We start from the raw sequence: 21,227 nt of genomic DNA on the forward strand, positions 1-21,227 counted from the left end.
CCCGATAAACGAATCAACTGTTGGAGTAACGATGATCATCGATATTCACGGCCACTATACGACGGCGCCCAAGGCGCTGGAGCAGTGGCGCAACCGCCAGATCGCGGGCATCAAGCATCCTTCGGAAATGCCCAAGGTCTCCGAATTGCAGATCAGCGACGATGAGCTGCGCGAATCGATCGAGAGCAACCAGTTGCGCCTGATGCGCGAGCGCGGCCTCGATCTCACCATCTTCAGCCCGCGTGCCAGTTTCATGGCGCATCACATTGGCGATTTTCAGGTGTCCAGTACCTGGGCGGCGATCTGCAACGAGTTGTGTTTCCGTGTGAGTCAGCTGTTTCCCGATCATTTCATTCCGGCCGCGATGCTTCCGCAAAGCCCCGGCGTGGATGCCGCCACCTGCATTCCCGAACTCGTGAAGTGCGTGGAGGAGTACGGCAACGTGGCGATCAATCTCAACCCGGATCCGTCGGGCGGTCACTGGACCGGCGCGCCGCTGTCCGACCGCTCCTGGTATCCGATCTACGAGAAGATGGTCGAGTACGACATCCCCGCGATGATCCATGTGAGCACGAGCTGCAATGCGTGCTTCCACACGACGGGCGCGCATTACCTGAACGCCGACACCACGGCGTTCATGCAGTGCCTGACGTCGGACCTGTTCCGCGATTTCCCCACGCTGCGCTTCGTGATTCCGCACGGCGGCGGCGCGGTGCCCTATCACTGGGGACGCTTTCGCGGACTCGCGCAGGAACTCAAGAAGCCGTTGCTGAAAGACCATCTGCTCAACAACGTGTTCTTCGACACCTGCGTGTATCACCAGCCGGGCATCGATCTGCTCACGCGCGTGATTCCGGTGGACAACATCCTGTTCGCGAGCGAGATGATCGGCGCCGTGCGCGGCATCGATCCGGAGACGGGCAATTATTTCGACGACACGAAGCGCTACATCGAGGCCGCCCATATCGACGCGGACGAGCGCTACAAGATCTACGAGGGCAACGCACGCCGCGTCTATCCGCGCCTCGATGCAGCATTGAAGACGAAAGGACATTGATCATGTTTGAACTAGGTGTGGTGTATCGCAACATCCAGCGGGCAGACGGCGACGTTGCCGCGAAGCTCGGTACGCTCGGAACCGCTACCGTGCACGAGGCAATGGGCCGCGTCGGTCTGCTGAAGCCTTATATGCGCCCGATCTACGCCGGTGCACGTGCTCACGGTACAGCCGTCACCGTGCTGCTGCAGCCGGGCGACAACTGGATGCTGCACGTCGCGGCGGAACAGATCCAGCCGGGCGATATCGTCATTGCCGGCGTCACGGCCGATTGCACGGACGGCTATTTCGGCGACCTGCTGGCGACGAGCTTCAAGGCGCGCGGCGCTCAGGGTTTGATCATCGATGCCGGCGTGCGCGATGTGAGCGTGCTCACTGAAATGCAGTTCCCGGTCTGGAGCAAGGCGATCTCTGCCAAAGGGACGGTCAAGGCGACGCTCGGTTCGGTGAACATTCCGGTGGTGTGCGCCGGTGCGCAGGTGAATCCGGGCGACGTGGTCGTCGCGGATGAAGACGGCGTGGTCGTGGTCCCCGCGGCATCGGCGCAGAAGGTGCTCGACAAGGCGGCGGCGCGCGAAGCCAACGAAGGCGAGAAGCGCGCGAAGCTGGCCAGCGGCGTGCTGGGTCTCGACATGTACAGCATGCGCGAACCGTTGCGGCAAGCCGGGTTGCGATACATCGATTGAGAGGCGGAGAAACCATGAGCACGCAGCTCACCGGCATCTCGTCGATGGCCACCCGTACTGTGCTCGCCGAGGTGGTCCAGGACTATGAGCGGCTTTCCGGGCAGCCCGTTGCCGTCAAATCTGTCGGTGGTGTCGAGGCCGCACGACGCGTCGAGAGCGGCGACGGGTTCGACTTCGTCGTACTCGCTGCCAACGTGATTGATCGACTGGAAGCCGCCGGCTATGTCGTTTCGGGAAGTCGGGTCGACGTGGCCCGCTCGGGCGTGGCGATCGCGGTGGCAGCCGGTGTGCCGCGACCCGATGTCGGCTCTGAGGCGGCGCTTCGCGACGCCGTTCTCGCCGCGCGCAGTATCGGGTATTCGACCGGGCCCAGCGGCGCACATCTGACCCGCCTGTTCGAGCGTTGGGGCATTGCCGACGTGGTTGCGCCGCGGATTGTGCAGGCCCCGCCCGGTGTTCCGGTCGGCGCGCTTGTCGCACGCAGGGACGTCGAGTTGGGTTTTCAGCAGTTAAGCGAATTAATGCACTTGCCGGGCATCGATGTGATTGGTCCTATGCCCGCGGACGTTCAGATCGTAACCGTCTTTTCTGCCGGCATATGTGTGGCGTCCGCGCAGAAAGATGCAGCGAAGGCGTTCCTCTCTTTTCTGGCTTCGTCGCAATGCGATCAAGCCAAGCTGAATCAGGGGATGGAGCCTGCTGTCCGCTGAGTGCCGAACGAATCACCGCTCCTGTTTATGCGCCTGCGCGGCGACCATCCAGCAGACCACTGCACCCGCGGCCCAGGCGCATGCCAACATCAGTTCGAGATCGAGCATGCCCTGGAAATTCTCCGCATTTTCGTAGCTGCATGTTCGATGAGTTTGAAACTGGATACAGCCGGTTTGCATGTCCTGGAAAACGACGAATAACTTATACAGACCGAACATTGTGAATGCCAGCGCGAGAAGCGCGAGTTTTTTTGGTTTTGTCATAGCATGTTCCGTGAGTTCAGTCTGACAGGATACCAATTGTCGGCGATACAAACGCGCTGATTTCCCTGATTCGACAGGTCGCCGGAAATCGTAGAGAATCGGTCGGCATATCCCGCTGCGGATTGGCGCATTTGCGACTTTCCTTCCGCGAGTCTTCAGACGACACAAGGAGCCGGTATGCCCAAGGTCGACATCGCCACTGTGCCCGCGCGTAATGGCTCGGGCTATCCACCGCCGTTCGATGCGCCTTGTGCCGCACGTACGCGCAAGCGTCTGGGCGAGGCGGGCGGTCTTCGCGATTTCGGCGTCAATCTGATGACCTTGCCGCCCGGCAGTTGGTCCAGCCAGCGTCATTGGCACAGTCACGAGGACGAGTTCGTCTATGTGCTCGAGGGCGAGGTGACGCTCATCGAAGACGACGGCGAAACGCTATTGCGCGGGGGAATGTGCGGCGTTTGCGCACGGGTCCGGCAATGGCCATCATCTGATCAACCATTCATCCGCGATGGCGGTATATCTGGAGGTGGGTTCGCGTAACCCGCATGACCTGACCACCTGCTCCGACATCGACATGATGAGTGCCAACGCCGACGGCCGGTTCGTGCATAAGGACGGCACGCCGTATCCCGCTTGACTCGCACGAGATCTGAGTGCTTATATTCCAGACGATCAAACGATGCAGCCACTCATTCCCATCGTTGCGGCATTAAAAGGGGACCAGAATCGATGAATAAAGAATTAGTAGACGCATCGGAACGGATCGACGAACTGATCGCCGGTCTAACGGACTGGCGTGGCAAAACATTCGCGAGTGTCCGCAAGGTCATCCTTGAGGCCGACCCGGAGATCATCGAGGAATGGAAATGGATGGGGAGCCCGGTTTGGTCTCGGGACGGCATGATCGCCGTCGCCAACGCCCACAAAGGGAAGGTGAAGGTTACCTTTGCGCACGGGGCCGGCCTCGATGATCCCGACAAGCTATTCAACGCGGGTCTAGAAGGCAACGCGCGACGAGCGATCGATTTTTTGGAGGGCGATAAGGTTAATGCGCGCGCGCTGAAGAATCTCGTCCGCGCCGCTATTGCGTACAACCAGACCCATTTGAAGAAGAACAAAACTCCCGCGGGTACGCCGGCGAAAGTGGACAAGAGTAAAGCGACGTGAGAGTAAGCCCGTTGACTAGCTGCCGGCCGCGTGCCTCGCGCGCAGCACGACCTAACCCGCTATGCGCGTTGCCTCGCATTCACACTGGACTCGCCCAAATAGACCCGTTAGTCTGACAACATTGCACGACGCAGTCTGGCGATGCTGTTCCTAACCGACAACGTGGGAGCCGAACATGGAAGTGAGCACGGAAGCGCTTGTTGACATGCTGCGAGAAGTCGAAGCCGACGACCCGATCGACTACGCGGACCTTCCTTTCGGAGAGCAGGAGCTCAGGCGTCTGGTGATGACCTCGCTCGTCGAGCGCCACCACCAAGTCGAGGCCGGCAACATGTCGGTGTCCGACATCCATGCGTTATACCTTTTGAGCACCGCCAAGCTGGTTCTCGAAAACACGGTGCTTCACGCAAGGCTGCTTCTGCTGCAGGGACGGCAGATCGACGTGCAGTCCCTGCTGGCTCCATTCACGCTCAAGGGCAAATCATAGGCCGGGCGAGTGGACGCTCGACTGCGGAGCGCCGCCCGCCGACTTTCGCTCAGCTCTGAAAGTAGTTCAGACCGAGCGCGTTTTTCACCTCGGATACCGTCGCGCCCGCCACTTCCCGCGCGCGCATCGTCCCGCGGCGCAGAACGTTCAGCACCTCGGCACGATCGGCTTCGTACTCGCGGCGGCGCTCGCGAATCGGGGCGATCAGTGCTTGCAGCCGTTCGTTGAGCACGCGTTTGACCGCGCTGTCGCCAAGACCGCCGCGGCGGTAGTGCGCCTTGAGTTCGTCGACCATCGGCACGTCCGGCTCGAACGCGTCGAGGAACGCGAACACCACATTGCCTTCCACCTGGCCCGGATCGCTGACGCGCAGATGGTTGGGGTCGGTGTACATATTGTTCACGGCCTTGGTGATTTCGTCCGGCGTCGCGCCCAAGGCGATCGCGTTCCCGAGCGACTTGCTCATCTTGGCTTTCCCGTCGATGCCCGGCAGCCGTGCAACGTGCGAGAGCACGGCTTCGCATTCGACCAGCACCTGTTGATCGACCGTGTTGTTGAAACGGCGCACCAGTTCGTTGGTTTGTTCGATCATCGGCAACTGGTCGTCGCCGACAGGCACGCGCGTCGCCTTGAAAGCGGTGATGTCGGCGGCCTGGCTGACCGGATACGTCAAAAAGCCGGCAGGGATGTCCCGTTCGAAACCGCGCAGCACGATTTCCGCCTTGATGGTCGGGTTACGCTCGAGGCGCGCGACCGTGACGAGATTGAGCAGGTACTGGGTCAGTTCCGCCAGCTCGGGCACCTGCGACTGGATAAAAATGGTCGACTTCGCCGGGTCGATGCCGACGGCGAGATAGTCGAGCGCGACCTCGATGACGTTTTCCGTGACCTTCTGATGCCGGCCGACATTGTCGGTCATGGCTTGTGCATCGGCCAGCAGCAAAAACTGCTGCGCCTCGTGCTGGAGCTGCACGCGCGAGCGCAGCGAGCCGATGTAGTGGCCAAGGTGCAGCGGGCCCGTCGTGCGGTCGCCGGTAAGGATAATCGGTGGGTTCGTGGTCGGTTTTGCGTCTGTCATGGTCTGGGGTTGTGCGTTTGTCGATACCACCAGCCGTCGGCGCGCAGAAACGAAAATGCCGCCAGGACTGGCGGCATCACGTTTCGGTGGTCGAGTGGAAACGGGCCGCCTAAGTCAGGCGCGCCACCAACAGTTCAGCGTGATCGGCTTCGTATCCATCGGCAGAGTATAACGCGGCGGATCGCCAAGTCGTCAACGGCGGGCCGGAAAGTGTGTCCACAGGTCCGCACCCGCGAATGCGGACCTGTGACGAATGTGCCCTGCAAACCGCCCTGCAACCAATCCGCACCGCCGTCTAGGCCGCCGAAAAAACGACCGCCGCGGCGTCCTCGACCTGCGTGAAAGTGCGCACAAAGCGATAGGCCTGGCCGCCGATCTCCATCTCGTTGACGCCCGAGCGGGTCAGTTCCAGCATCTCATTGGCGAGCGGGATGGCAATCGTGCCGAGCTTCTTCATTTCCTCGATCAGACCGGCCGGGTCGCCCAGATAGACGGTGCAAACGTCGTTCGTGTGGCGCGTCATGACCACGCTCGACGCCTTGTCGAGCGAGAGTTCGAGATACTCGACCAAGGTCTGCAGCGACTCTGGCACGGGCTCGCGAGAGCCGTTCATCGATGTATTTGCGACTGTCATCTCGTAGTCCCCCATCGCGCCGATCTACGGGTACGCCGCTGGAAATCAGCGGTGCATCCACTATACGGCATCGTACATCGATACTCGACTCGCGAGGCTTTTGGGGGCGGCGATGATCAATCAGAAAACACCCAGCACCGACTTCGGCTCCAGAAACGCTTCCAGCCCGAACGTACCGTATTCACGCCCAATGCCGGATTGCTTGAAGCCGCCGAACGGCGCCGCCGGTTCGTGGGCCAGCGTGTTGACCAGTACGCGTCCCGCTTCGATCCGTGCCGCGACTTCGTGCGCGCGCTGCGTGTCTTGTGACAACACATAAGCCTGCAAGCCGTAGCTCGTATCGTTGGCGATCGTGACGGCCTCGTCGATGTCGCCATAGCCGATGATCGACAGCACCGGGCCGAAAATCTCCTCACGCGCAATCGTCATGTCGTTCGTGACATCGCTGAAGACGGTCGGGCGCACGAACCAGCCCGCGCTGACGCGATCCGGCCGTCCCTCGCCGCCCGCGATCAGGCGAGCGCCTTCGTCGATGCCGATGCGGATGTAACGCTGCACGCGCTCCCATTGCTTCTGGCTGACCATCGGGCCGATGGTGGTTTGCGGATCGCGCGGGTCGCCTGATTGACTGCGCGCGACCTCTTCCTGCACGCAAGTCTCGAACTCCGCGAGCCGTTGGCGCGGCACCAGAATGCGGGTACCCGCGATACACGCCTGACCGCTATTCATGAAGCCGGCCTGAATGGCGAGCGGCACCGCTTCGTCGAAGTCCGCGTCGTCCAGCACGACCACGGGCGACTTGCCGCCGAGTTCGAGCGTCACGCGCTTCAACGTGTCGGACGCCGCGCGCAAAATCGTTTTGCCGACGGCCGTGGAGCCCGTGAACGACAGCTTCGCGACATCGGGATGCGAGCTGATCTCCGCACCCACGGTGTCGCCGCGCCCGGTCACGATGTTGAACACGCCTGCGGGCAGACCCGCTTCATGCAGCGCCTCGGTCACGATGCGCGTCTGGATCGCGCTCATCTCGCTCGGTTTGATAACGGCTGTGCAGCCCGCGGCGAGAGCGGCGGCGAGCTTGCCACAGATGAAACCCGCGTCGCTATTCCACGGCGTGATCAAACCGGCGACGCCCAACGGTTGCATCACGACCTCGGCGCTGCCCGCGCGGCGCGTAAATGCATAGTCCTGCAAGACCTTTGCGGCTTCGAGTAGCACGCTGCTCGCATGCCGCGCCATCCAGCGGCCGCGCGACACCGGCGCGCCATATTCTTCGGTGATCGCTTCGTAAAGCTCGTCTTCTATTGCCACGACGGCTTCATGCATGCGCTTTAGCATGTCGATACGCTCACGCGGACTGGTGCGCGAAAAGGCGGGAAACGCGCGCTTCGCGGCGGCGATAGCATCGCGTGCGTCCTGCGCGTCGGCGAGGCGCACCTGGCCGATCACCTGCTCCGTCGCCGGATTGAAAAGATCGAACATTTCGCTGCCGTGTGGCGTAATGAACGCGCCGTCGATGTAAATCCTGTCGATGATCTGCATGCCTTGCTCCAAAGAAGTTTCGAACGAACCACAATAGACCGTGGCCATTGCGTTGACTAGCCGTACAATCAAGCACGTCACGTTGAACGATTTGGGACAATGAAAACTTCGGGTCTGGGTGAACTGGAGGCGATTCTGGCCGTTGCGCGCCATCGCAGCTTTCGGGCGGCCGCGACCGAACTCGGCGTGTCGACGTCCGCGCTCAGTCATGCGGTGGCGGCGCTCGAAGCGCGCATCGGCGTCCGGCTTTTCAATCGCACGACGCGCAGCGTGTCGCTCTCGGAAGCGGGCGCGCAATTCGTGGATAGCGTGGCGCCCGCGCTGTCCACGATCCGCGTCGCAATCGAGCAGGCCGGCAGCTTTCGCGACACGCTGTCGGGCACGTTGCGCATCAATGCCTCGGTGGGCGCGGCGAAGCAAGCCATGCCGCTCTTCATCGCGTTTTTGCAGCGCTATCCCGACATGAAGCTCGATCTCGTCACCGAGGGCAGGCTGGTCGACATCGTCGTCGAAGGTTTCGACGCGGGTATCCGTCTGGCCGAAACGGTGCCGCAGGACATGATCGCGGTGCCGTTCGGCGACAAGCAGCGCTTCGCGGTCGTCGGCAGTCCCGCTTACTTCGCGCAACACAAAGCGCCGCGCACGCCCGCCGATCTGCTCGCGCACCGCTGTATCCGCACGCGCATGCCGAGCGGCGCGATCTATCAATGGGAATTCGAGCGCCGCGGCGAAACGATGCGGATCGACGGAAAAGGCGCGCTGACGCTCGATGAACCGGGTTTGATGCTGGAAGCGGCGCGCGCCGGCCTCGGGCTGACCTATCTGACCGAATGGAATGTCGCTGCGGATCTGCGGGCGGGCACGCTGGTGCGCGTGCTGGAGGATTGGACTCCGCCACTGGACGGGCTGTGTTTGTACTATCCAGGCCGCCGTCACGCGCCGGCCGGGTTACGGGCGCTCATCGATATGATCCGCGAGCACGCCGATATGCAGCGCGAACAGGCGCGGACCAGGCGCAAAGCACGTGGCTCGCGGTAGGTCACTTTTTCCGATCCGGAGAGAGGTCGACTCGTTTCCTCAGTCGATTTAACCCGATCCTCTACGTTTACGTAATAATCGCGACACGCGCGGGTTTCGATTTATCAACCATCAAAAATGCGTAGGTCATGGCTTTCAGCGAACCAAGGTCTCCATTTTTCAAGTGGGTCGTCTCTTCCTCTCAGGATCTGAGCGCGGATAATCGCCAGATATTGCTCGCCAATCTGTTCACGCGAACCGCCTCGATCGTGTTTGCGTCGATCTGTGAAATCAGCGTCTGCGCCACCGCTTACTACCTTTATCCCAAGGCTCTTTACGCGAGTTGGGGCAGCGCCGTTGTCGCATTGCTGGTTGCCCGGCTCGCATTGATCTGGTTGTGCTGCTCGCGCAGCGCCAACGGTCAGCCGACTCCTACCTCCGCGTTTCTGTTCGCGAGCCTTCTCTGGAGCGTGCTGTTCGGCTATGGCACCTTGCTGTGCAATATCAGCGGAGACCAGACACTGTTCCTGCTCGGCAACGTTTGCGCCGTGGGCGTTATTGGCGGATTGGCCGGCCGTAATGCGGGCACCCCTCGGCTCGTATTGCTGCAGATCACGTTCATTCTCGGATTGTTGGCTGTCGGGGCGGCGCTGTCGCCCGGCTCCGGCAAACTGGTGCTGCTTTTCCAGGCGCCGTTCTGCGCCGCCGGCTTCTTTACCGTCGCGCTGCGCAGCAATCGCGACACGGTCGCGTTGCTTCTGGCGCGGGAAAACAGCCACCGGCTCGCCCATCACGATAGCCTCACCGGCTTGCCGAATCGCGCGCGTATCAGCGAACTGCTGCTCGAACGCACGGAGATGGGCGCGCTGCGCAAAGATCGATCGTTCGCTGTTCTACTGATCGATCTGGACGGATTCAAGGCCATCAATGACAGCCTGGGCCATGCCGCCGGCGATCAGATCCTTCAGGAAGCCGCAATTCGCTTGCGTGAAGTGTTGCCGAGCGGCGACCTCGTCGGACGCCTGGCTGGCGATGAGTTCGTGGCGCTTTCCGATGGCATGGGTGACGCTCGCGACGTACGCATTCTGGCGGACCGCATCGTGAAGACTTTGGCGCGCCCGTTCGCGTTGCGCGAGGCGCTGGTGCATATCGGCGCGAGCGTGGGTGTCTCGCTCTATCCAGACCACGCGAAAACCGGCCCGCAACTGCTGATTTGCGCCGACCGCGCGTTGTATGCCGTGAAACGCAGCGGCAAAAGCGCATTCGCTATTTTCGACGCCGCGAAGCACGCGTCGGATGAAAGCCTGAGCCTTCTGCGCAGCGATCTGGAAGGCGCGCTGCATTCGTTCAGCGGTTTGCGCATGGAGTACCAGCCCATTGTCGATCTCAGCAGCGGTGCGGTGTCGGGTCGCGAGGCGCTAATACGCTGGACCCATCCCACGCGCGGTGAACTCTCACCCTCCGCGTTCATTCCTACCGCCGAACGTACAGGCCTCATTCTCTCTTTGGGCGAGTGGGCTTTGCTGCAATCGTGCAAGGAAGCGGTGACGTGGCGAGACAAAGTCACCGTCGCCGTGAATGTATCGCCGGTGCAATTGCGGGAGGAGTCGTTTGCTTCGACCGTTTCGGCGATTCTCCGCAAGACGAAGCTCCCGCCGCAGCGCCTGAATATCGAGGTCACGGAAACGGTGCTGCTGAACGACGATGTCGTGACCCGGCGCAACGTCGGCAGGCTGCGTGCGTTAGGCATCGGTCTCGCGCTCGACGATTTTGGCACCGGCTTTTCGACCATGTCGACCCTCGTGCGCTTTTCGTTCGACAAGCTCAAGATCGATAGCTCGTTCGTCAAGGAGTCCGTGCATCGTCGAGAATCGGCGGCGGTAGTGCGCGGGATCGTCGCGTTGGCGCGGGAAATCGGCATACCGACCACGGCGGAAGGCATCGAGACGCAAGAGCAACTTGATTTCGTGCGCGTATGCGGGTGCACGCATGCCCAAGGCTTTCTACTCGGCAAGCCGGTGCAAAGCCACGAGATTGCGCGGATCGAAGAAAAGGTTGCCGCGCATTCCGCGGATAAAGAATGAGCATTCATGAATGCCGACACTGAGGCGACTATGGAACCTGCCTTGCAATTCCAACTGCGGATTACTGTCTCGCCGGAACTGGCCGACACGTTACATGCTGACCCGGCCTGCGCGTCGCATGCCGCACTCCATGATGTTCTGCGCAGGCACGACGCGACGTTGAAATGCCAGTTCGATGCATTCGCCGACTATGTGAGCGAAGCTGAACGCGAAGGCACGGAAAATTATCCGCTCTATCAATGGACCCGTGAGACGATCGAGAACCCGGAGAAGAAAGCGAAGTACTTGCGGTCGTTTACGGTCTATGTGAATGGCGCCGAAGTCTACGGCAAAGATGCCGCCGATATCATGGAGACCGAACTATTGCGGTTGGTCCGTGAAGACGGCATACAACGCGTTTCCCGATTCGATACCAATCCGGCGAATAACCCACAGCCGCCGCGGCGATAGGCGCGACACTTACCAAACGGAAAGTTTCGCGTTGCCTTTCAGTGGTGTCAGCTAATCGTCATTTCGGTTTTACATTTGACGACAAGGCGTCGAGATCGTGAGACGATGCAAACTCACTTTTTCTCGAGGAGAGCGCCATGGGACTCTTGGACGAAGCAGGAAAGATTGCGGGGGCGATCGCCGCGGTTGAAGCAGCAGAAAAAGTGGATCCGGAAGCGGGTTTGCTAACGAAAGGCATCGCCGCTATCGCCGGTTTTGAAGGCGCAGGCAAGCTGGAATCAATGATCGAAAAGAAAGACGACGACAAGCAGGACGTCGCCGACAACACCCAGTCCACGGACGACACGAATCCGCAGACGTGAGTGATGCTTTGCCGCCGGTCGCATGATTCATGATGGAATCCATGCGCCGGCAAATGCGGCACTCTGTTCTGAGTGTCGTCAATTGTCCGTTAATTCTCTGCATGCGTCGTCGCCACGCCCTTGCGCTTCGAATGGCGGCGAACGCTTCGCGCCTCACGCGGTTTCATCTGACTGTCATAGCCTGGCGACTACGATGGCTGGTCGTCTCCGTTGCGCGCCGGTCTTCAGCGCACTCGCCGTTCACGAAGAGCGCGGTGTGCCCGGCCTGCGCGTCGGCGTCCTTCCACCCCGTACAACAACACCAGACATGTCGAACAAAAAAATCGCTAAGGCTTCGCCGACCGATCAAGGCGCTTCCATCGTCTCGCGTCGCGGGTTCCTGAAGTTTGCCGGCGCGTCCAGTCTCGCCACGGCGGCGGGCACGCTCTCATCGGCCGCGCGCGCGGCGAACAGTGTACCCGACGGCACACCGGAGCAGGTCCACCTGACATGGGGCAACGATCCTGCCCGTGAGGTCACGGTGTCGTGGGCGTCGCTTGCGCCGGCGGTCAACCCGCAGGTGCGCGTGAGCGGCGCACGCGAGGGCAAACATACGGTGCATGGCGTCCAAAGCACCTATACCGATGGCCTGAACGGCGAGGTCGTGTTCACGTATCACGCGCGGCTGCGAGACCTGAAGCCCGATACGAGCTACGAATACGAAGTGACCGCCGACAACGACAGCAACGCGGCGCAGCCCTTCACGGCCAGTTTCCGTACTGCGCCGCGCGGACGTGCGCCGTTCCGCTGGACCAGCTATGGCGATCTCGCGACGCCGAATACCGGCTGGGTTTTGTCGTCGCCGCAAAGCCGCTTCGCGGTGCAGGCGGTCGAGCGCTTTCAGCCGCTTTTTCATTTGCTCAACGGCGACCTGTGTTACGCCAATCTGAATCCGATGCACCAGCCGGACGTGTGGCGCGACTTCGGCAACAACTGCCAGACGTCCGCGTCGAACCGGCCGTGGATGCCGTGTCCGGGCAACCACGAGCTCGAGTTTCACAACGGCGAACAAGGCCTCGCTTCGTATCTTGCACGCTATACGCTGCCGGACAACCACACGCGCTTTCAGGGCCGCTGGTACAGCTTCCGCGTCAGCTCCGTGCTGTTCATTTCGCTCGATGCCGACGACGTCGTCTATCAGGACGCGGCCGCGTTCGTTGCCGGCCCGGCTCCACTGGTGCCGGTTGCGAGCACCGGCAATCCGCCCGTTCAACCCGGCACGTCGCTCTATGTGCGTGGCTATAGCGCCGGCGAGCAGACGCGCTGGCTCGAGAAGACACTGCACCATGCCGCCGCAGACGACGAGGTCGACTGGATCATCGTGCAGATGCATCAGGACGCGCTGAGTTCGTCGAAGACCGGCAACGGGTCCGATAAGGGCATCCGCGAGGCCTGGTTGCCGCTGTTCGATCGCTACGGTGTGGACCTGGTGCTGTGCGGTCACGATCACGACTACGAGCGCAGCTACCCCGTGCGCGGATGCAACCACAACAAGGGTACCGACATCGCGACGGGCCGGCCGGTGGATACGTTGCAGCCGAAACCGGTGATGTCGGCGGTGTCGTCGGGCGCATCGACGTTCGATACGAGCCACGGCACGATTCACCTGATACTCGGCGGCGGCGGCACGAGCGCGCCGCTGGACGTCTATGGCGTGGATGTCGGCACGGGGCTGCCGCAGGCGCGTATTTTCACGCGTCCCAACCGCCCGGTGGCCGGCACGACGGCCGGGACATTCGTGCGCGCGAACGCGGACGCCGTGGAAGACGCGATCTGGTCGGCGCAACGCGATACCGGCACCGGTTATGGGATCGCGGTGTTCGATCATGATCCGGGGCATCCGGGCGGCGAGACCACCATCACGATGAACTACTATCACGCGCCCGGCGCCGATCAAGTGCCGACGCAGAACTACGAATTGTTCGAGACCGTGGAGTTGAAAAAGAAGCGGCGCGGATAAAATTCAAGTGAGCGGTTGGCGGGCTGCCGGTCTACGGCAGCTCGCCAGTATCGTCGGCGCGATCATCAATATGATTAGCTATCCGACAGATATTCAAGAAGCAACGAATGATCTTCTCTTTCTGTTCGGCTTGAACCGATAAAAGCCTCCGCTCTCGACCCTTCGATCATTTTGTTACACGTCTTACCGATGTCGCGCGACGTGGTTACAGAAGCCTTTCAAAAGCGCGGTTATACTCGGCGCCGTCAACAACAGTGAAAGAGCTTTTTATGTCGATGAGAATCCTCAAGATTGTTGCCGTTGCAGCGCTCACGGCTTCGGCGTCGTTGTCGGCAATGGCCGGCGATATGAACAACGCGCTTGGTGGCGCGCTCGGCGGCGTGGCGGGCGCTGCGCTGGGCGGCGCGGTGGGCGGCAGCACGGGCGCCGTGCTCGGCGGCGCAGTGGGTGGCGGCGCCGGCGGCGCGGTCACGTCGAACCGCAGGGAGCGCACGGGTGCCATTATCGGCGGCGCGCTGGGCGGCGGTGCAGGCACGGCGGCAGGCAATGCGATGGGCGGTCGCGGCGGTGGTCTCGTCGGCGCAGCCTTGGGCGGTGGCGCGGGTTCGGCGCTCGGCGGCAACATCTCGCGCTCCAACTCCTACGCCGACGACTATTCCCGCGGTGGCCGATCGGGCAAGCGTCACCACAAGCATCGGCATTACGACTGAGCGGAGCGCCAGAGGGCGGCGTAGCGCGTAACACAGGTACTTGTCTGCGCGCCGGGTGTGCCGGGCCATAAGCGGCCGACGCTCTGCATTGACTTTGCTTCCTCGATGGTTATCGTAAACGGTCCTCGCAGCGCAGTCGCATGCCGGCACGCGTTGCGAGAATACTTCACGATTTCTCCGTCCTCAGGAGAGGAAAAAAGATGCCACGAGTGTATTGCGCTGGTCCGCTTTTCAACGCAGCCGAACGAACCGAAATGGATTCGATTGCAGCCACGCTGGAGGCTGCGGGTTTGACGACATTTCTTCCGCATCGCGACGGTCTCGAGTTTGCGAAGCTGAAGCCGGAACTCGAGAAACTCGGCGCGTCGGTTGAAGAAGCCGCGGACATGCTCGACCGTGCAATCTTCAGTCTGGATACGTATCAGTTGCTCAGGCGTTGCGATGTGGTCGTCGCCAATCTCAACGGCCGCGTTGCCGATGAAGGCACGGTTGTCGAGGCGTCGTTGGCGTGGCACGCGGGCAAACCGTTGGTGCTCTTCAAGGCTGACGCGCGGTCCATGCTCAGCGGCTCCGACAACCCTATGCTCACGGGCTTAGGCGATTTCGACGTGGTCGACCGACTGTCCGCGCTGCCGCAGGCTGTGCTGGACGCCATCGAGCGCGATCGAAGTGGCAGGGTGGAACGGACGCTGGAGAGCGGTGCGGAGATCGCGTCGCTTCGCGAGAGCGGTGGTGAGTTGACCGCGCTTGCTAAGACGCTGTACAGCGCCTTCAGGAAGCAATAAGCCACGATGCTTGCGATGCAGGCGTTCTAGTTGCGACGATCCGCACCATCAAAAAGAAAAAAGGTCGCGAATCGCAACGCAATTCCTCACACGAAAAATGGCGGTAATACCCCCACTTGACGGTGCATCCACCGAGTGCGAGTATCGCCGCCCAATGCTTATGAATTGCTGATTCGCAGCACGCCCCGTGCACTGCGACATGTGCCGAAGCACAAGATAACCAATAAAGCGGTTTGAAAAAGATCGCCTCTAAAACGTATACAAGGACCGATCCCGCACTGTAAATTTTTGACCGAGGTCACTCATGCTGTTTCACGCTTCCATCCCGGCACACAATCCGGAAAACGTCGCACGCGTCATTGCCGAACTGTGGGGCGGATTCCACGCCCCGTTCCCTTCCTTTCCCGATTCGTGGATGGCCATTGCCGGTGACGATCGTGGCTCGATCATCGAGACCTATCCCAACGATCGCGTCCTGAGCCCCGGCGGCGAGCAGGGCTCATTTGTTCCAGGGTCGAGCACAGCCTCGCAATACAGCGCATTTCACATAGCCGTCGCGAGCAAACTTTCCCCGGAGGAAGTATTCGCGATCGGCAAGCGGGAAGGCTGGCGCGCGGTGCGCTGCACGCGCGGCCGCGACTTTTTCGATGTGATCGAGTTGTGGATCGAAAACGTTCTGCTGATCGAGGTGCTGACGGAAGAGATGCAGAAACAGTATCTCGCCTTTGCCACGCCGGCGAACTTCCGAGCGTTCGCAGCCGCAGCGGCTTCAGCGGCAGAAGCTTCAGCGGCACAAGTATGAGCTAATGAGCGGCGCCGCGAGTGTTTATCTCCTGGCTAAGGCATTCGCCTGCGCGTCGCTCTTTCTACAGTCGGAACACATGCCGAACAGAACCAGCTGACGTCCCGTCACCGCGAAGTCGAGGCTGTTCGCGACAGACTGCTGTCGCGCCTCGATTTCCGCATCGAAGAACTCATAGATTCGACCGCAGACCGTGCAAACGAGGTGATCGTGCCGGGCTCCGTCATTGAGTTCGTAGACCATGCGGCCGTCGCCAAAGGCCACGCCAGACAATAGATCCGCATTCACGAGTTGACCGGGCACGCGATAGACCGTGGCGAGACTCATGTTGCGCATGTCTTCGTTGAGAAGCTTATCGACCTGTTCAGCTGTGAAGTGGTCACGAGCGTGCTCTTGAAAAAACTCCAGCACCAGGACTCGTGGGAACGTGGGCCGCAGACGGGCCCGCTCCAGAATTCTATGAATGTTCATGGATGTCGTGGCAATGGAGAAGCGGCGGCCGACCCGCTGGATTGCAGGCCGCCGCCAGGAAGAAGTCGTCGGGAATGACGTCGTGCTGTTGCGGCAAGACGAACCGCGAGTGGCCGAACTATGTAAGCCGGTCCCTTAAGAGAACCTTAAGCGGCAGTTTCAGGAAGCATTGGACGACCGCGAATCGATGAACTGAAACGAGTTCTTAACGTTAAATTACATAATCCTTTCGCACGATTTTTGTCGTTAATATCGCGCCACACTGACTTCCGGCACACGCTGCAACACGTTAAGCTTCGGCCCCTCATTGTTCTTTTGACGCCACGCCGCTTATTTTTTTGACACCGCATTTATTTTCATCGCCCTATGATCGGGGGGCTCGTTTCCGCCGCGCTGGCTAGCATGCGCCGACTGAGCCGACTTGAAAACCATGCAATAGATAAGCGCACGCCTTGGCATAGCCATTGAATTAACGTGTCGCGCAATAAACATCCAATAATTACTTATGCTTCTCGCAGTTTGCGCAACAACGGTTGTAAATGTATTGCATGCGTGTTCACGGCGCTGGTGGAAAGAGCAATTGATACCCTCAATTACCGCTTGATCACGGAGCCAACAAGTATGAAAAAGTCTTTACTCGCGGCCGCGCTCTTCGGCGCATTTACGATGTCGGCGCATGCGCAAAGCAGCGTGACGCTCTACGGCCTCATCGATACGGGATTGGTTTACACGAACAATCAGTTTGGGCACAGCAACTGGCAGGAAGTGAGCAGCTCGACCCAGAACACGGTGTTCGGCCTCAAGGGCTCAGAGGATCTGGGTGGCGGCTTGCACGCGGTCTTCAAACTCGAGCAAGGTTTCCTGCTGAATAACGGCGCCCAGGCATTCTCCGGCGATGGTTTCGGTTCTCAGGCATGGGTCGGCCTGCAAAGCGATCCGTACGGCACCTTGACGTTCGGCCGCCAGTTCGACGTGATGAACGACCTCGTCGGACCGCTCACCGCGGAGTTCAACACGTGGGGCGGCAGCATGGCCGCGCATCCGTTCGAAAACGACAATCTTGCTGCGAATTCCGTCGTGATCAACAACTCGGTCAAGTACGCGAGCCCGACTTACCGCGGCGTTACGTTCGAAACGATGTACTCGTTCAGCAACAAGGCGGGCGACTTCGGGAATAACCGGTCTTACGGTTTCGGCGTTTCGTATGCGCAAGGTCCGGTGAATCTTGCCGCCGGCTATCTGCAACTGAACAACGCGGGCAATGGCAGCGGCGCGGTGACTTCGGGCGATGCAAGCGCGAACTTCCTCGCACAACGCCAGCGTATCTGGTCGCTGGGTGGTAACTACACGTTCGGGCCGGCCACGGTCGGGCTGGTTTGGAGCCACACTCAGATCGACAACGCGTCGGGCGTGTTCTCGTTCGGCACGGGCAGCTACCTCGGTTCGGGCGATACGTCCGCGGGATCGCTGGGCGGTTCGCTGCGTCTCGACAACTACGAGGTGAACGCAAAGTACGCGCTTACGCCGGCGTTGAGCGTATCCGGCGAGTACACGTACACGCATGGCGCGTATAACGGTTCGTCGCCGGGATGGAATACGGCCATGCTGCAAACCGACTACTCGATCAGCAAACGCACGGACTTCTATCTCGAAGGCGTCTATCAGAACGTGCACGGTGCGCCTGCGGACTCCGTCCTCTCGCATGCCATGATCAACACGTTGTCGCCGTCCGCGACGAACACGCAAGTGGCGGTCACCGTGGGCATGCGTCACGCGTTCTAGGCAGGCTCGCGTCGAATAATGTGAACACGCATGCCCTGTTTTTTGCAGGGCATGCGTTGTCATGCTCGGCACGATCAGGGCGCGACGCTCTGCGTTACGTCTCCTGTGAACCCTCGTTCTCCGCTTCAGCCAGAATCTGCTGGATGGCCTGCTCGAAAGTTTCGACAGGCTGTCCGCCGCTCACCAGGTAGCGACGGTTGAAGATAATGGCCGGCACCGACTGAATACCCATTGCCTCGTTATTCCGTTCCTCTGCGCGAACTTCAGCGGCATAGGTTTGTTTTTGCAGTACGTCACGCGCCTTCACGGCATCGAGCCCAACGGACTGCGCGGCTTCGACCAGCACTTCGTGATCGCTCGGATCTTTGCCGTCGGAGTGATATGCCTGCAGCAGCGCCAATTTGAGCGGCAACTGCTTGCCCTCGATGCCGGCCCAATGCAACAGACGGTGCGCGTCGAAGGTGTTGTACACGCGGTTGCGCGGGCCAAAAGTAAAACCGACGCTCGCACCGCGCTCGCGGATCGCGGCCTGTGTTTCGGCGATCTGCTCCGGCGTACGGCCATATTTCTTGCCGAGATAGTCGACAATGGCCTCGCCGTCCGGTCCCATATCCGGATTCAATTCGAACGGATGCACGACGATTTGCGCGTCGACGGCATCGCCAAGACGCGAGAGCGCGCGTTGGAGCGAGGAGAGGCCGATCGCGCACCAGGGGCATGCGATATCGGAGACAAAATCGATTGTGAGCGCTTGGGTCATTGCTGTGTTCCGGTCCTGTGTCAAAGCGAAATCCGCAGCCAGCGTAACCCGTATTGCCAGTATTTGCAGGACTGCCCTCGTGACGGAACGCGAGCCGGCGTCTTACAATTCACCTGCCGCAGTTGGAGCGATTGACCACGCGCGCAATGGGGATGCTGCGAGGCGTCATAATCCCTGTTCGCCGTCGTGCACGACAACGACTGCTTTTCCAACGTTGAAAGGAGCATCAAATGAGCAAGGGATACTGGGTGACGTCATATCGCGCGACGAAGGACGCAACCAAACTCGCCGCGTATGCGCAGCTCGCCGCGCCCGCGGTGGCGGCTGCCGGCGGCAAGTTCATCGTGCGTGGCGCAGCGGAAGAGGCACGTGAGCAAGGCTTGAAGGAGCGGACGGTCGTGATCGAGTTTCCGACCTACGAAGCGGCCATCGCCGCTTACGACAGCGAACCCTACAAGAAAGCGCTGGCCGCATTGGGCGATGGCGTCGAGCGCGATCTGCGGATTGTGCGCGGCACGGAGTAACACGAAAGCGAAAGATACGGCGAGCGCGACCTGCTCATGCAGTTTCGCGCTTGCCCCAGCATCTATTTCACGGCGCCCAACGCGAGCCCCTTCACCAGATACCTCTGCAACCACGCGAACACCACCGAAACCGGCAATGTCGCGCAGAGCGTGGCGGCCATCACCAGATGCCACTGGACCACGTATTTCCCGGCGACCATGTCGGTCACCTGCACGGTCAGCGTCTTGTTCTCGGGTGAGCGGATCAAGGTATAGACCACGGCGAACTCGTTCCACGCGTTGATGAACGTGAAGATCGCGGTGACGACGATCGCAGGCACCGCGAGCGGCAGGAACACTTTGAAGACCGCCTTGGTCCGTCCGCACCCTTCGAGCCACGCCGACTCTTCCAGATCCCGCGGCACCGTCTGAAAGTACGAAGACAGCATCCACACGGCAAACGCGATATTGAAGGCCGCGTAAGAGACGATCACGCCGATCTTGGAATCGACCAGGTTGCCGTCGCCATAAGGAATCATCGCTGCCAGGCGGAACAGGCCGACCACGAGCAGAATCGGCGACAACATTTGCGTGACCAGCAGAAACTGGCGGTAAAGCCCACGTCCTCGAAACGGGAATCTGGCCAATGCATACGCCGCCGGCAAGCTGACGCCCAGCGCAAGCGCGGTCGACAGCAAACTGATCACCGTGCTATTGCGCAGCGCCACGCCGAAATTCGCCGCCACCCACATATCGGAGAAATTGCTCCACTGCCAATGCACAGGCAACCAGCGCGCCGGATAAACAAAAATCTCGGAAGCCGGCTTCAACGCGGTGAACAGCATGACGGCAAACGGAAACAGCACCACTACGACCAGCGGCGACAACGCGAGCCAGCACCACAGCGAGCGCTTCATCTTGACGCTGAGACTCATGACGGATCTCCTTCTTTCGCGGGCTGCAGGCGCAGATAGGCGATCGAGAAAATGAACAGCATGACGAGCATGATCAGCGACACCGCCGCGGCTTCGCCGGGACGCCCGAGCCGGAAGCCGAGCTCATAAAGATACGTGACGAGAATGTGCGTGCTGTTGTCGGGACCGCCCTGTGTCATCACCCAGATGATCGGAAACGAGTTGAACACGTAGATCACGTTCAACAGAATCGTCATGTTGATGAACGGCCGCAACAGAGGCATGGTGAGTTTGCGAAACTGCTGCCAGGCGCTTGCGCCGTCCATGCGTGCGGCTTCATAAATATCGCCGGGCACCGAGGACAAACCGCCGAGCAGAATTGTCACCGTAAATGGCACCGACACCAGAATGCCGACTGCGATTTCGACGGGAAACGCGAGTTCCGGCGTGGCCAGCCAATGAATCGGACCGCTGATCAGGCCGAGCCGCTGCAACGTGACGTTGACCATGCCGTAATCGTCGTTGAAAGCCCAGCGCCAGACCACGGCGGTCATGGTCAGCGAGACGGACCACGGCAGCATCACGATCGTGCGCGCCACACCGCGTCCATAGAAATCCTGGTTCAGCACCAGCGCAACGGGCACCGAGATCAGCACCGTGCCGCCCACCACGCACACAGTCCAGACAAGGGTCCGCCTGGCGGCGGCAAGAAACGCGGGGTCGCTGAAGATCGTGTAGAAATTCTGCAGACCCGTGAAATCGCGAATCGCGCCGAAGCGCGAGACCTCGTGCAGCGATTGCCACACGATGTTGAAAATCGGATAGCTGATGATGAAAAGCGCCAGGACCAGACTCGGCGCAATCAGCAACCAGGGCGCTTGCAGGCGCGAAGAAGCGGAGCGGCTCATGCGTGCTCGATCGTAAGACGCGTCCGCATTAATGAGCGGGCGCGACGGGATGGGCCGG

The 21,227-nt window shown here is 60.7% G+C and carries 23 protein-coding genes and 1 pseudogene; 16 read left to right on the plus strand and 8 right to left on the minus strand.

The genetic code is table 11. The features are described from left to right. Positions 1-31: 31 nt before the first annotated feature. The 3 genes from PQR54_RS14690 to PQR54_RS14700 are packed head-to-tail and all read left to right on the plus strand — an operon-like array spanning position 32 to position 2,453. The gene (locus tag PQR54_RS14690; protein WP_408246772.1) at positions 32-1,057 is read left to right on the plus strand and encodes an amidohydrolase family protein; all 1,026 of its coding nucleotides are present in this window, start codon (positions 32-34) and stop codon (positions 1,055-1,057) included. A 2-nt stretch (positions 1,058-1,059) separates the two neighbouring features. After that, a complete protein-coding gene (gene ligK / locus PQR54_RS14695) occupies positions 1,060-1,743 on the plus strand; it encodes a 4-carboxy-4-hydroxy-2-oxoadipate aldolase/oxaloacetate decarboxylase (RefSeq protein WP_408246775.1) in 684 nt (227 codons plus the stop codon). A gap of 14 nt (positions 1,744-1,757) precedes the next feature. Continuing rightward, complete coding sequence (locus PQR54_RS14700; RefSeq protein WP_408246777.1) at positions 1,758-2,453, plus strand: substrate-binding domain-containing protein; 696 nt, start codon at positions 1,758-1,760, stop codon at positions 2,451-2,453. Positions 2,454-2,465: 12 nt separating this feature from the next. Here the strand turns inward: PQR54_RS14700 and PQR54_RS14705 are convergent, their stop codons facing one another. Then, positions 2,466-2,717, minus strand: coding sequence for a hypothetical protein (locus PQR54_RS14705; RefSeq protein WP_012428968.1), 252 nt, complete (start codon positions 2,715-2,717; stop codon positions 2,466-2,468). A 177-nt stretch (positions 2,718-2,894) separates the two neighbouring features. Here PQR54_RS14705 and PQR54_RS14710 point away from each other — a divergent pair. The 3 genes and pseudogenes from PQR54_RS14710 to PQR54_RS14720 all read left to right on the plus strand — a co-directional run bounded on the left by PQR54_RS14710 (position 2,895) and on the right by PQR54_RS14720 (position 4,368). Continuing rightward, positions 2,895-3,351: pseudogene (locus PQR54_RS14710) on the plus strand (cupin domain-containing protein). A gap of 92 nt (positions 3,352-3,443) precedes the next feature. Continuing rightward, the gene (locus tag PQR54_RS14715; protein ID WP_408246779.1) at positions 3,444-3,881 is read left to right on the plus strand and encodes a DUF1801 domain-containing protein; all 438 of its coding nucleotides are present in this window, start codon (positions 3,444-3,446) and stop codon (positions 3,879-3,881) included. A 175-nt stretch (positions 3,882-4,056) separates the two neighbouring features. Next, positions 4,057-4,368, plus strand: coding sequence for a hypothetical protein (locus tag PQR54_RS14720; protein WP_012428971.1), 312 nt, complete (start codon positions 4,057-4,059; stop codon positions 4,366-4,368). Positions 4,369-4,417: 49 nt separating this feature from the next. Here the strand turns inward: PQR54_RS14720 and trpS are convergent, their stop codons facing one another. The 3 genes from trpS to PQR54_RS14735 form a co-directional block, all read right to left on the minus strand. Beyond that, positions 4,418-5,446: a tryptophan--tRNA ligase gene (gene trpS, locus PQR54_RS14725; RefSeq protein WP_408246781.1), complete on the minus strand. Its 1,029-nt coding sequence runs from the start codon at positions 5,444-5,446 to the stop codon at positions 4,418-4,420. A gap of 295 nt (positions 5,447-5,741) precedes the next feature. Further along, positions 5,742-6,080, minus strand: coding sequence for a hypothetical protein (locus PQR54_RS14730; RefSeq protein WP_408246783.1), 339 nt, complete (start codon positions 6,078-6,080; stop codon positions 5,742-5,744). 120 nt (positions 6,081-6,200) lie between these two features. Continuing rightward, on the minus strand, positions 6,201-7,622 hold the full coding sequence (locus PQR54_RS14735) for an aldehyde dehydrogenase family protein (RefSeq protein ID WP_408246785.1): 1,422 nt from the start codon (positions 7,620-7,622) through the stop codon (positions 6,201-6,203). A 99-nt stretch (positions 7,623-7,721) separates the two neighbouring features. Here PQR54_RS14735 and PQR54_RS14740 point away from each other — a divergent pair, with 99 nt between their 5' ends. From PQR54_RS14740 to PQR54_RS14775, 8 genes are all read left to right on the plus strand, one after another. Beyond that, a complete protein-coding gene (locus PQR54_RS14740) occupies positions 7,722-8,660 on the plus strand; it encodes a LysR family transcriptional regulator (RefSeq protein ID WP_408246787.1) in 939 nt (312 codons plus the stop codon). A 128-nt stretch (positions 8,661-8,788) separates the two neighbouring features. Continuing rightward, entirely contained in the window at positions 8,789-10,723 is a 1,935-nt protein-coding gene (locus PQR54_RS14745; protein ID WP_408246789.1) for a putative bifunctional diguanylate cyclase/phosphodiesterase, read from the plus strand. 30 nt (positions 10,724-10,753) lie between these two features. Beyond that, positions 10,754-11,173: a hypothetical protein gene (locus tag PQR54_RS14750; RefSeq protein WP_408247168.1), complete on the plus strand. Its 420-nt coding sequence runs from the start codon at positions 10,754-10,756 to the stop codon at positions 11,171-11,173. A 137-nt stretch (positions 11,174-11,310) separates the two neighbouring features. Beyond that, positions 11,311-11,535 carry a hypothetical protein gene (locus PQR54_RS14755; protein ID WP_408246791.1) on the plus strand — a complete coding sequence of 75 codons (225 nt, stop codon included), beginning with the start codon at positions 11,311-11,313 and terminating at the stop codon, positions 11,533-11,535. A gap of 307 nt (positions 11,536-11,842) precedes the next feature. Further along, on the plus strand, positions 11,843-13,534 hold the full coding sequence (locus PQR54_RS14760; RefSeq protein ID WP_408246793.1) for a purple acid phosphatase family protein: 1,692 nt from the start codon (positions 11,843-11,845) through the stop codon (positions 13,532-13,534). Between the two features lie 269 nt (positions 13,535-13,803). Beyond that, positions 13,804-14,244 (plus strand): hypothetical protein, encoded by a 441-nt coding sequence (locus PQR54_RS14765; protein ID WP_134460740.1) that lies wholly within the window; start codon positions 13,804-13,806, stop codon positions 14,242-14,244. 200 nt (positions 14,245-14,444) lie between these two features. Next, the gene (locus PQR54_RS14770) at positions 14,445-15,029 is read left to right on the plus strand and encodes a nucleoside 2-deoxyribosyltransferase (protein WP_408246795.1); all 585 of its coding nucleotides are present in this window, start codon (positions 14,445-14,447) and stop codon (positions 15,027-15,029) included. Between the two features lie 304 nt (positions 15,030-15,333). Beyond that, positions 15,334-15,831, plus strand: coding sequence for a hypothetical protein (locus PQR54_RS14775; protein ID WP_408246797.1), 498 nt, complete (start codon positions 15,334-15,336; stop codon positions 15,829-15,831). A 24-nt stretch (positions 15,832-15,855) separates the two neighbouring features. Here PQR54_RS14775 and PQR54_RS14780 read toward each other — a convergent pair whose 3' ends face one another. Further along, on the minus strand, positions 15,856-16,302 hold the full coding sequence (locus tag PQR54_RS14780; RefSeq protein WP_408246799.1) for a Fur family transcriptional regulator: 447 nt from the start codon (positions 16,300-16,302) through the stop codon (positions 15,856-15,858). A 621-nt stretch (positions 16,303-16,923) separates the two neighbouring features. Here PQR54_RS14780 and PQR54_RS14785 point away from each other — a divergent pair. After that, entirely contained in the window at positions 16,924-18,084 is a 1,161-nt protein-coding gene (locus PQR54_RS14785) for a porin (RefSeq protein WP_408246801.1), read from the plus strand. Positions 18,085-18,178: 94 nt separating this feature from the next. Here the strand turns inward: PQR54_RS14785 and PQR54_RS14790 are convergent, their stop codons facing one another. Continuing rightward, on the minus strand, positions 18,179-18,844 hold the full coding sequence (locus tag PQR54_RS14790; RefSeq protein ID WP_408246803.1) for a DsbA family oxidoreductase: 666 nt from the start codon (positions 18,842-18,844) through the stop codon (positions 18,179-18,181). A 230-nt stretch (positions 18,845-19,074) separates the two neighbouring features. Here PQR54_RS14790 and PQR54_RS14795 point away from each other — a divergent pair, with 230 nt between their 5' ends. After that, positions 19,075-19,368 (plus strand): DUF1330 domain-containing protein, encoded by a 294-nt coding sequence (locus PQR54_RS14795; RefSeq protein ID WP_408246805.1) that lies wholly within the window; start codon positions 19,075-19,077, stop codon positions 19,366-19,368. A 62-nt stretch (positions 19,369-19,430) separates the two neighbouring features. Here the strand turns inward: PQR54_RS14795 and PQR54_RS14800 are convergent, their stop codons facing one another. Continuing rightward, positions 19,431-20,282 (minus strand): carbohydrate ABC transporter permease, encoded by an 852-nt coding sequence (locus PQR54_RS14800; RefSeq protein ID WP_408246807.1) that lies wholly within the window; start codon positions 20,280-20,282, stop codon positions 19,431-19,433. Next, a complete protein-coding gene (locus PQR54_RS14805; RefSeq protein ID WP_134460727.1) occupies positions 20,279-21,169 on the minus strand; it encodes a carbohydrate ABC transporter permease in 891 nt (296 codons plus the stop codon). Before PQR54_RS14805 ends, PQR54_RS14800 begins: the two co-directional genes overlap by 4 nt. Positions 21,170-21,227 lie beyond the last annotated feature (58 nt).

The organism is Paraburkholderia phytofirmans, from assembly GCF_046028095.1.
GTDB classification, from domain to species: domain Bacteria; phylum Pseudomonadota; class Gammaproteobacteria; order Burkholderiales; family Burkholderiaceae; genus Paraburkholderia; species Paraburkholderia phytofirmans_A.

What these genes read in the sequence shown, in the direction of transcription:
- PQR54_RS14690 (WP_408246772.1), top strand. Translation starts at nt 32, where the DNA reads ATGATCATCGATATTCACGGCCACTATACGACGGCGCCCAAGGCGCTG.
- ligK (WP_408246775.1), top strand. Translation starts at nt 1,060, where the DNA reads ATGTTTGAACTAGGTGTGGTGTATCGCAACATCCAGCGGGCAGACGGC.
- PQR54_RS14700 (WP_408246777.1), top strand. Translation starts at nt 1,758, where the DNA reads ATGAGCACGCAGCTCACCGGCATCTCGTCGATGGCCACCCGTACTGTG.
- PQR54_RS14705 (WP_012428968.1), bottom strand. Translation starts at nt 2,717, where the DNA reads ATGACAAAACCAAAAAAACTCGCGCTTCTCGCGCTGGCATTCACAATG.
- PQR54_RS14715 (WP_408246779.1), top strand. Translation starts at nt 3,444, where the DNA reads ATGAATAAAGAATTAGTAGACGCATCGGAACGGATCGACGAACTGATC.
- PQR54_RS14720 (WP_012428971.1), top strand. Translation starts at nt 4,057, where the DNA reads ATGGAAGTGAGCACGGAAGCGCTTGTTGACATGCTGCGAGAAGTCGAA.
- trpS (WP_408246781.1), bottom strand. Translation starts at nt 5,446, where the DNA reads ATGACAGACGCAAAACCGACCACGAACCCACCGATTATCCTTACCGGC.
- PQR54_RS14730 (WP_408246783.1), bottom strand. Translation starts at nt 6,080, where the DNA reads ATGACAGTCGCAAATACATCGATGAACGGCTCTCGCGAGCCCGTGCCA.
- PQR54_RS14735 (WP_408246785.1), bottom strand. Translation starts at nt 7,622, where the DNA reads ATGCAGATCATCGACAGGATTTACATCGACGGCGCGTTCATTACGCCA.
- PQR54_RS14740 (WP_408246787.1), top strand. Translation starts at nt 7,722, where the DNA reads ATGAAAACTTCGGGTCTGGGTGAACTGGAGGCGATTCTGGCCGTTGCG.
- PQR54_RS14745 (WP_408246789.1), top strand. Translation starts at nt 8,789, where the DNA reads ATGGCTTTCAGCGAACCAAGGTCTCCATTTTTCAAGTGGGTCGTCTCT.
- PQR54_RS14750 (WP_408247168.1), top strand. Translation starts at nt 10,754, where the DNA reads ATGGAACCTGCCTTGCAATTCCAACTGCGGATTACTGTCTCGCCGGAA.
- PQR54_RS14755 (WP_408246791.1), top strand. Translation starts at nt 11,311, where the DNA reads ATGGGACTCTTGGACGAAGCAGGAAAGATTGCGGGGGCGATCGCCGCG.
- PQR54_RS14760 (WP_408246793.1), top strand. Translation starts at nt 11,843, where the DNA reads ATGTCGAACAAAAAAATCGCTAAGGCTTCGCCGACCGATCAAGGCGCT.
- PQR54_RS14765 (WP_134460740.1), top strand. Translation starts at nt 13,804, where the DNA reads ATGTCGATGAGAATCCTCAAGATTGTTGCCGTTGCAGCGCTCACGGCT.
- PQR54_RS14770 (WP_408246795.1), top strand. Translation starts at nt 14,445, where the DNA reads ATGCCACGAGTGTATTGCGCTGGTCCGCTTTTCAACGCAGCCGAACGA.
- PQR54_RS14775 (WP_408246797.1), top strand. Translation starts at nt 15,334, where the DNA reads ATGCTGTTTCACGCTTCCATCCCGGCACACAATCCGGAAAACGTCGCA.
- PQR54_RS14780 (WP_408246799.1), bottom strand. Translation starts at nt 16,302, where the DNA reads ATGAACATTCATAGAATTCTGGAGCGGGCCCGTCTGCGGCCCACGTTC.
- PQR54_RS14785 (WP_408246801.1), top strand. Translation starts at nt 16,924, where the DNA reads ATGAAAAAGTCTTTACTCGCGGCCGCGCTCTTCGGCGCATTTACGATG.
- PQR54_RS14790 (WP_408246803.1), bottom strand. Translation starts at nt 18,844, where the DNA reads ATGACCCAAGCGCTCACAATCGATTTTGTCTCCGATATCGCATGCCCC.
- PQR54_RS14795 (WP_408246805.1), top strand. Translation starts at nt 19,075, where the DNA reads ATGAGCAAGGGATACTGGGTGACGTCATATCGCGCGACGAAGGACGCA.
- PQR54_RS14800 (WP_408246807.1), bottom strand. Translation starts at nt 20,282, where the DNA reads ATGAGTCTCAGCGTCAAGATGAAGCGCTCGCTGTGGTGCTGGCTCGCG.
- PQR54_RS14805 (WP_134460727.1), bottom strand. Translation starts at nt 21,169, where the DNA reads ATGAGCCGCTCCGCTTCTTCGCGCCTGCAAGCGCCCTGGTTGCTGATT.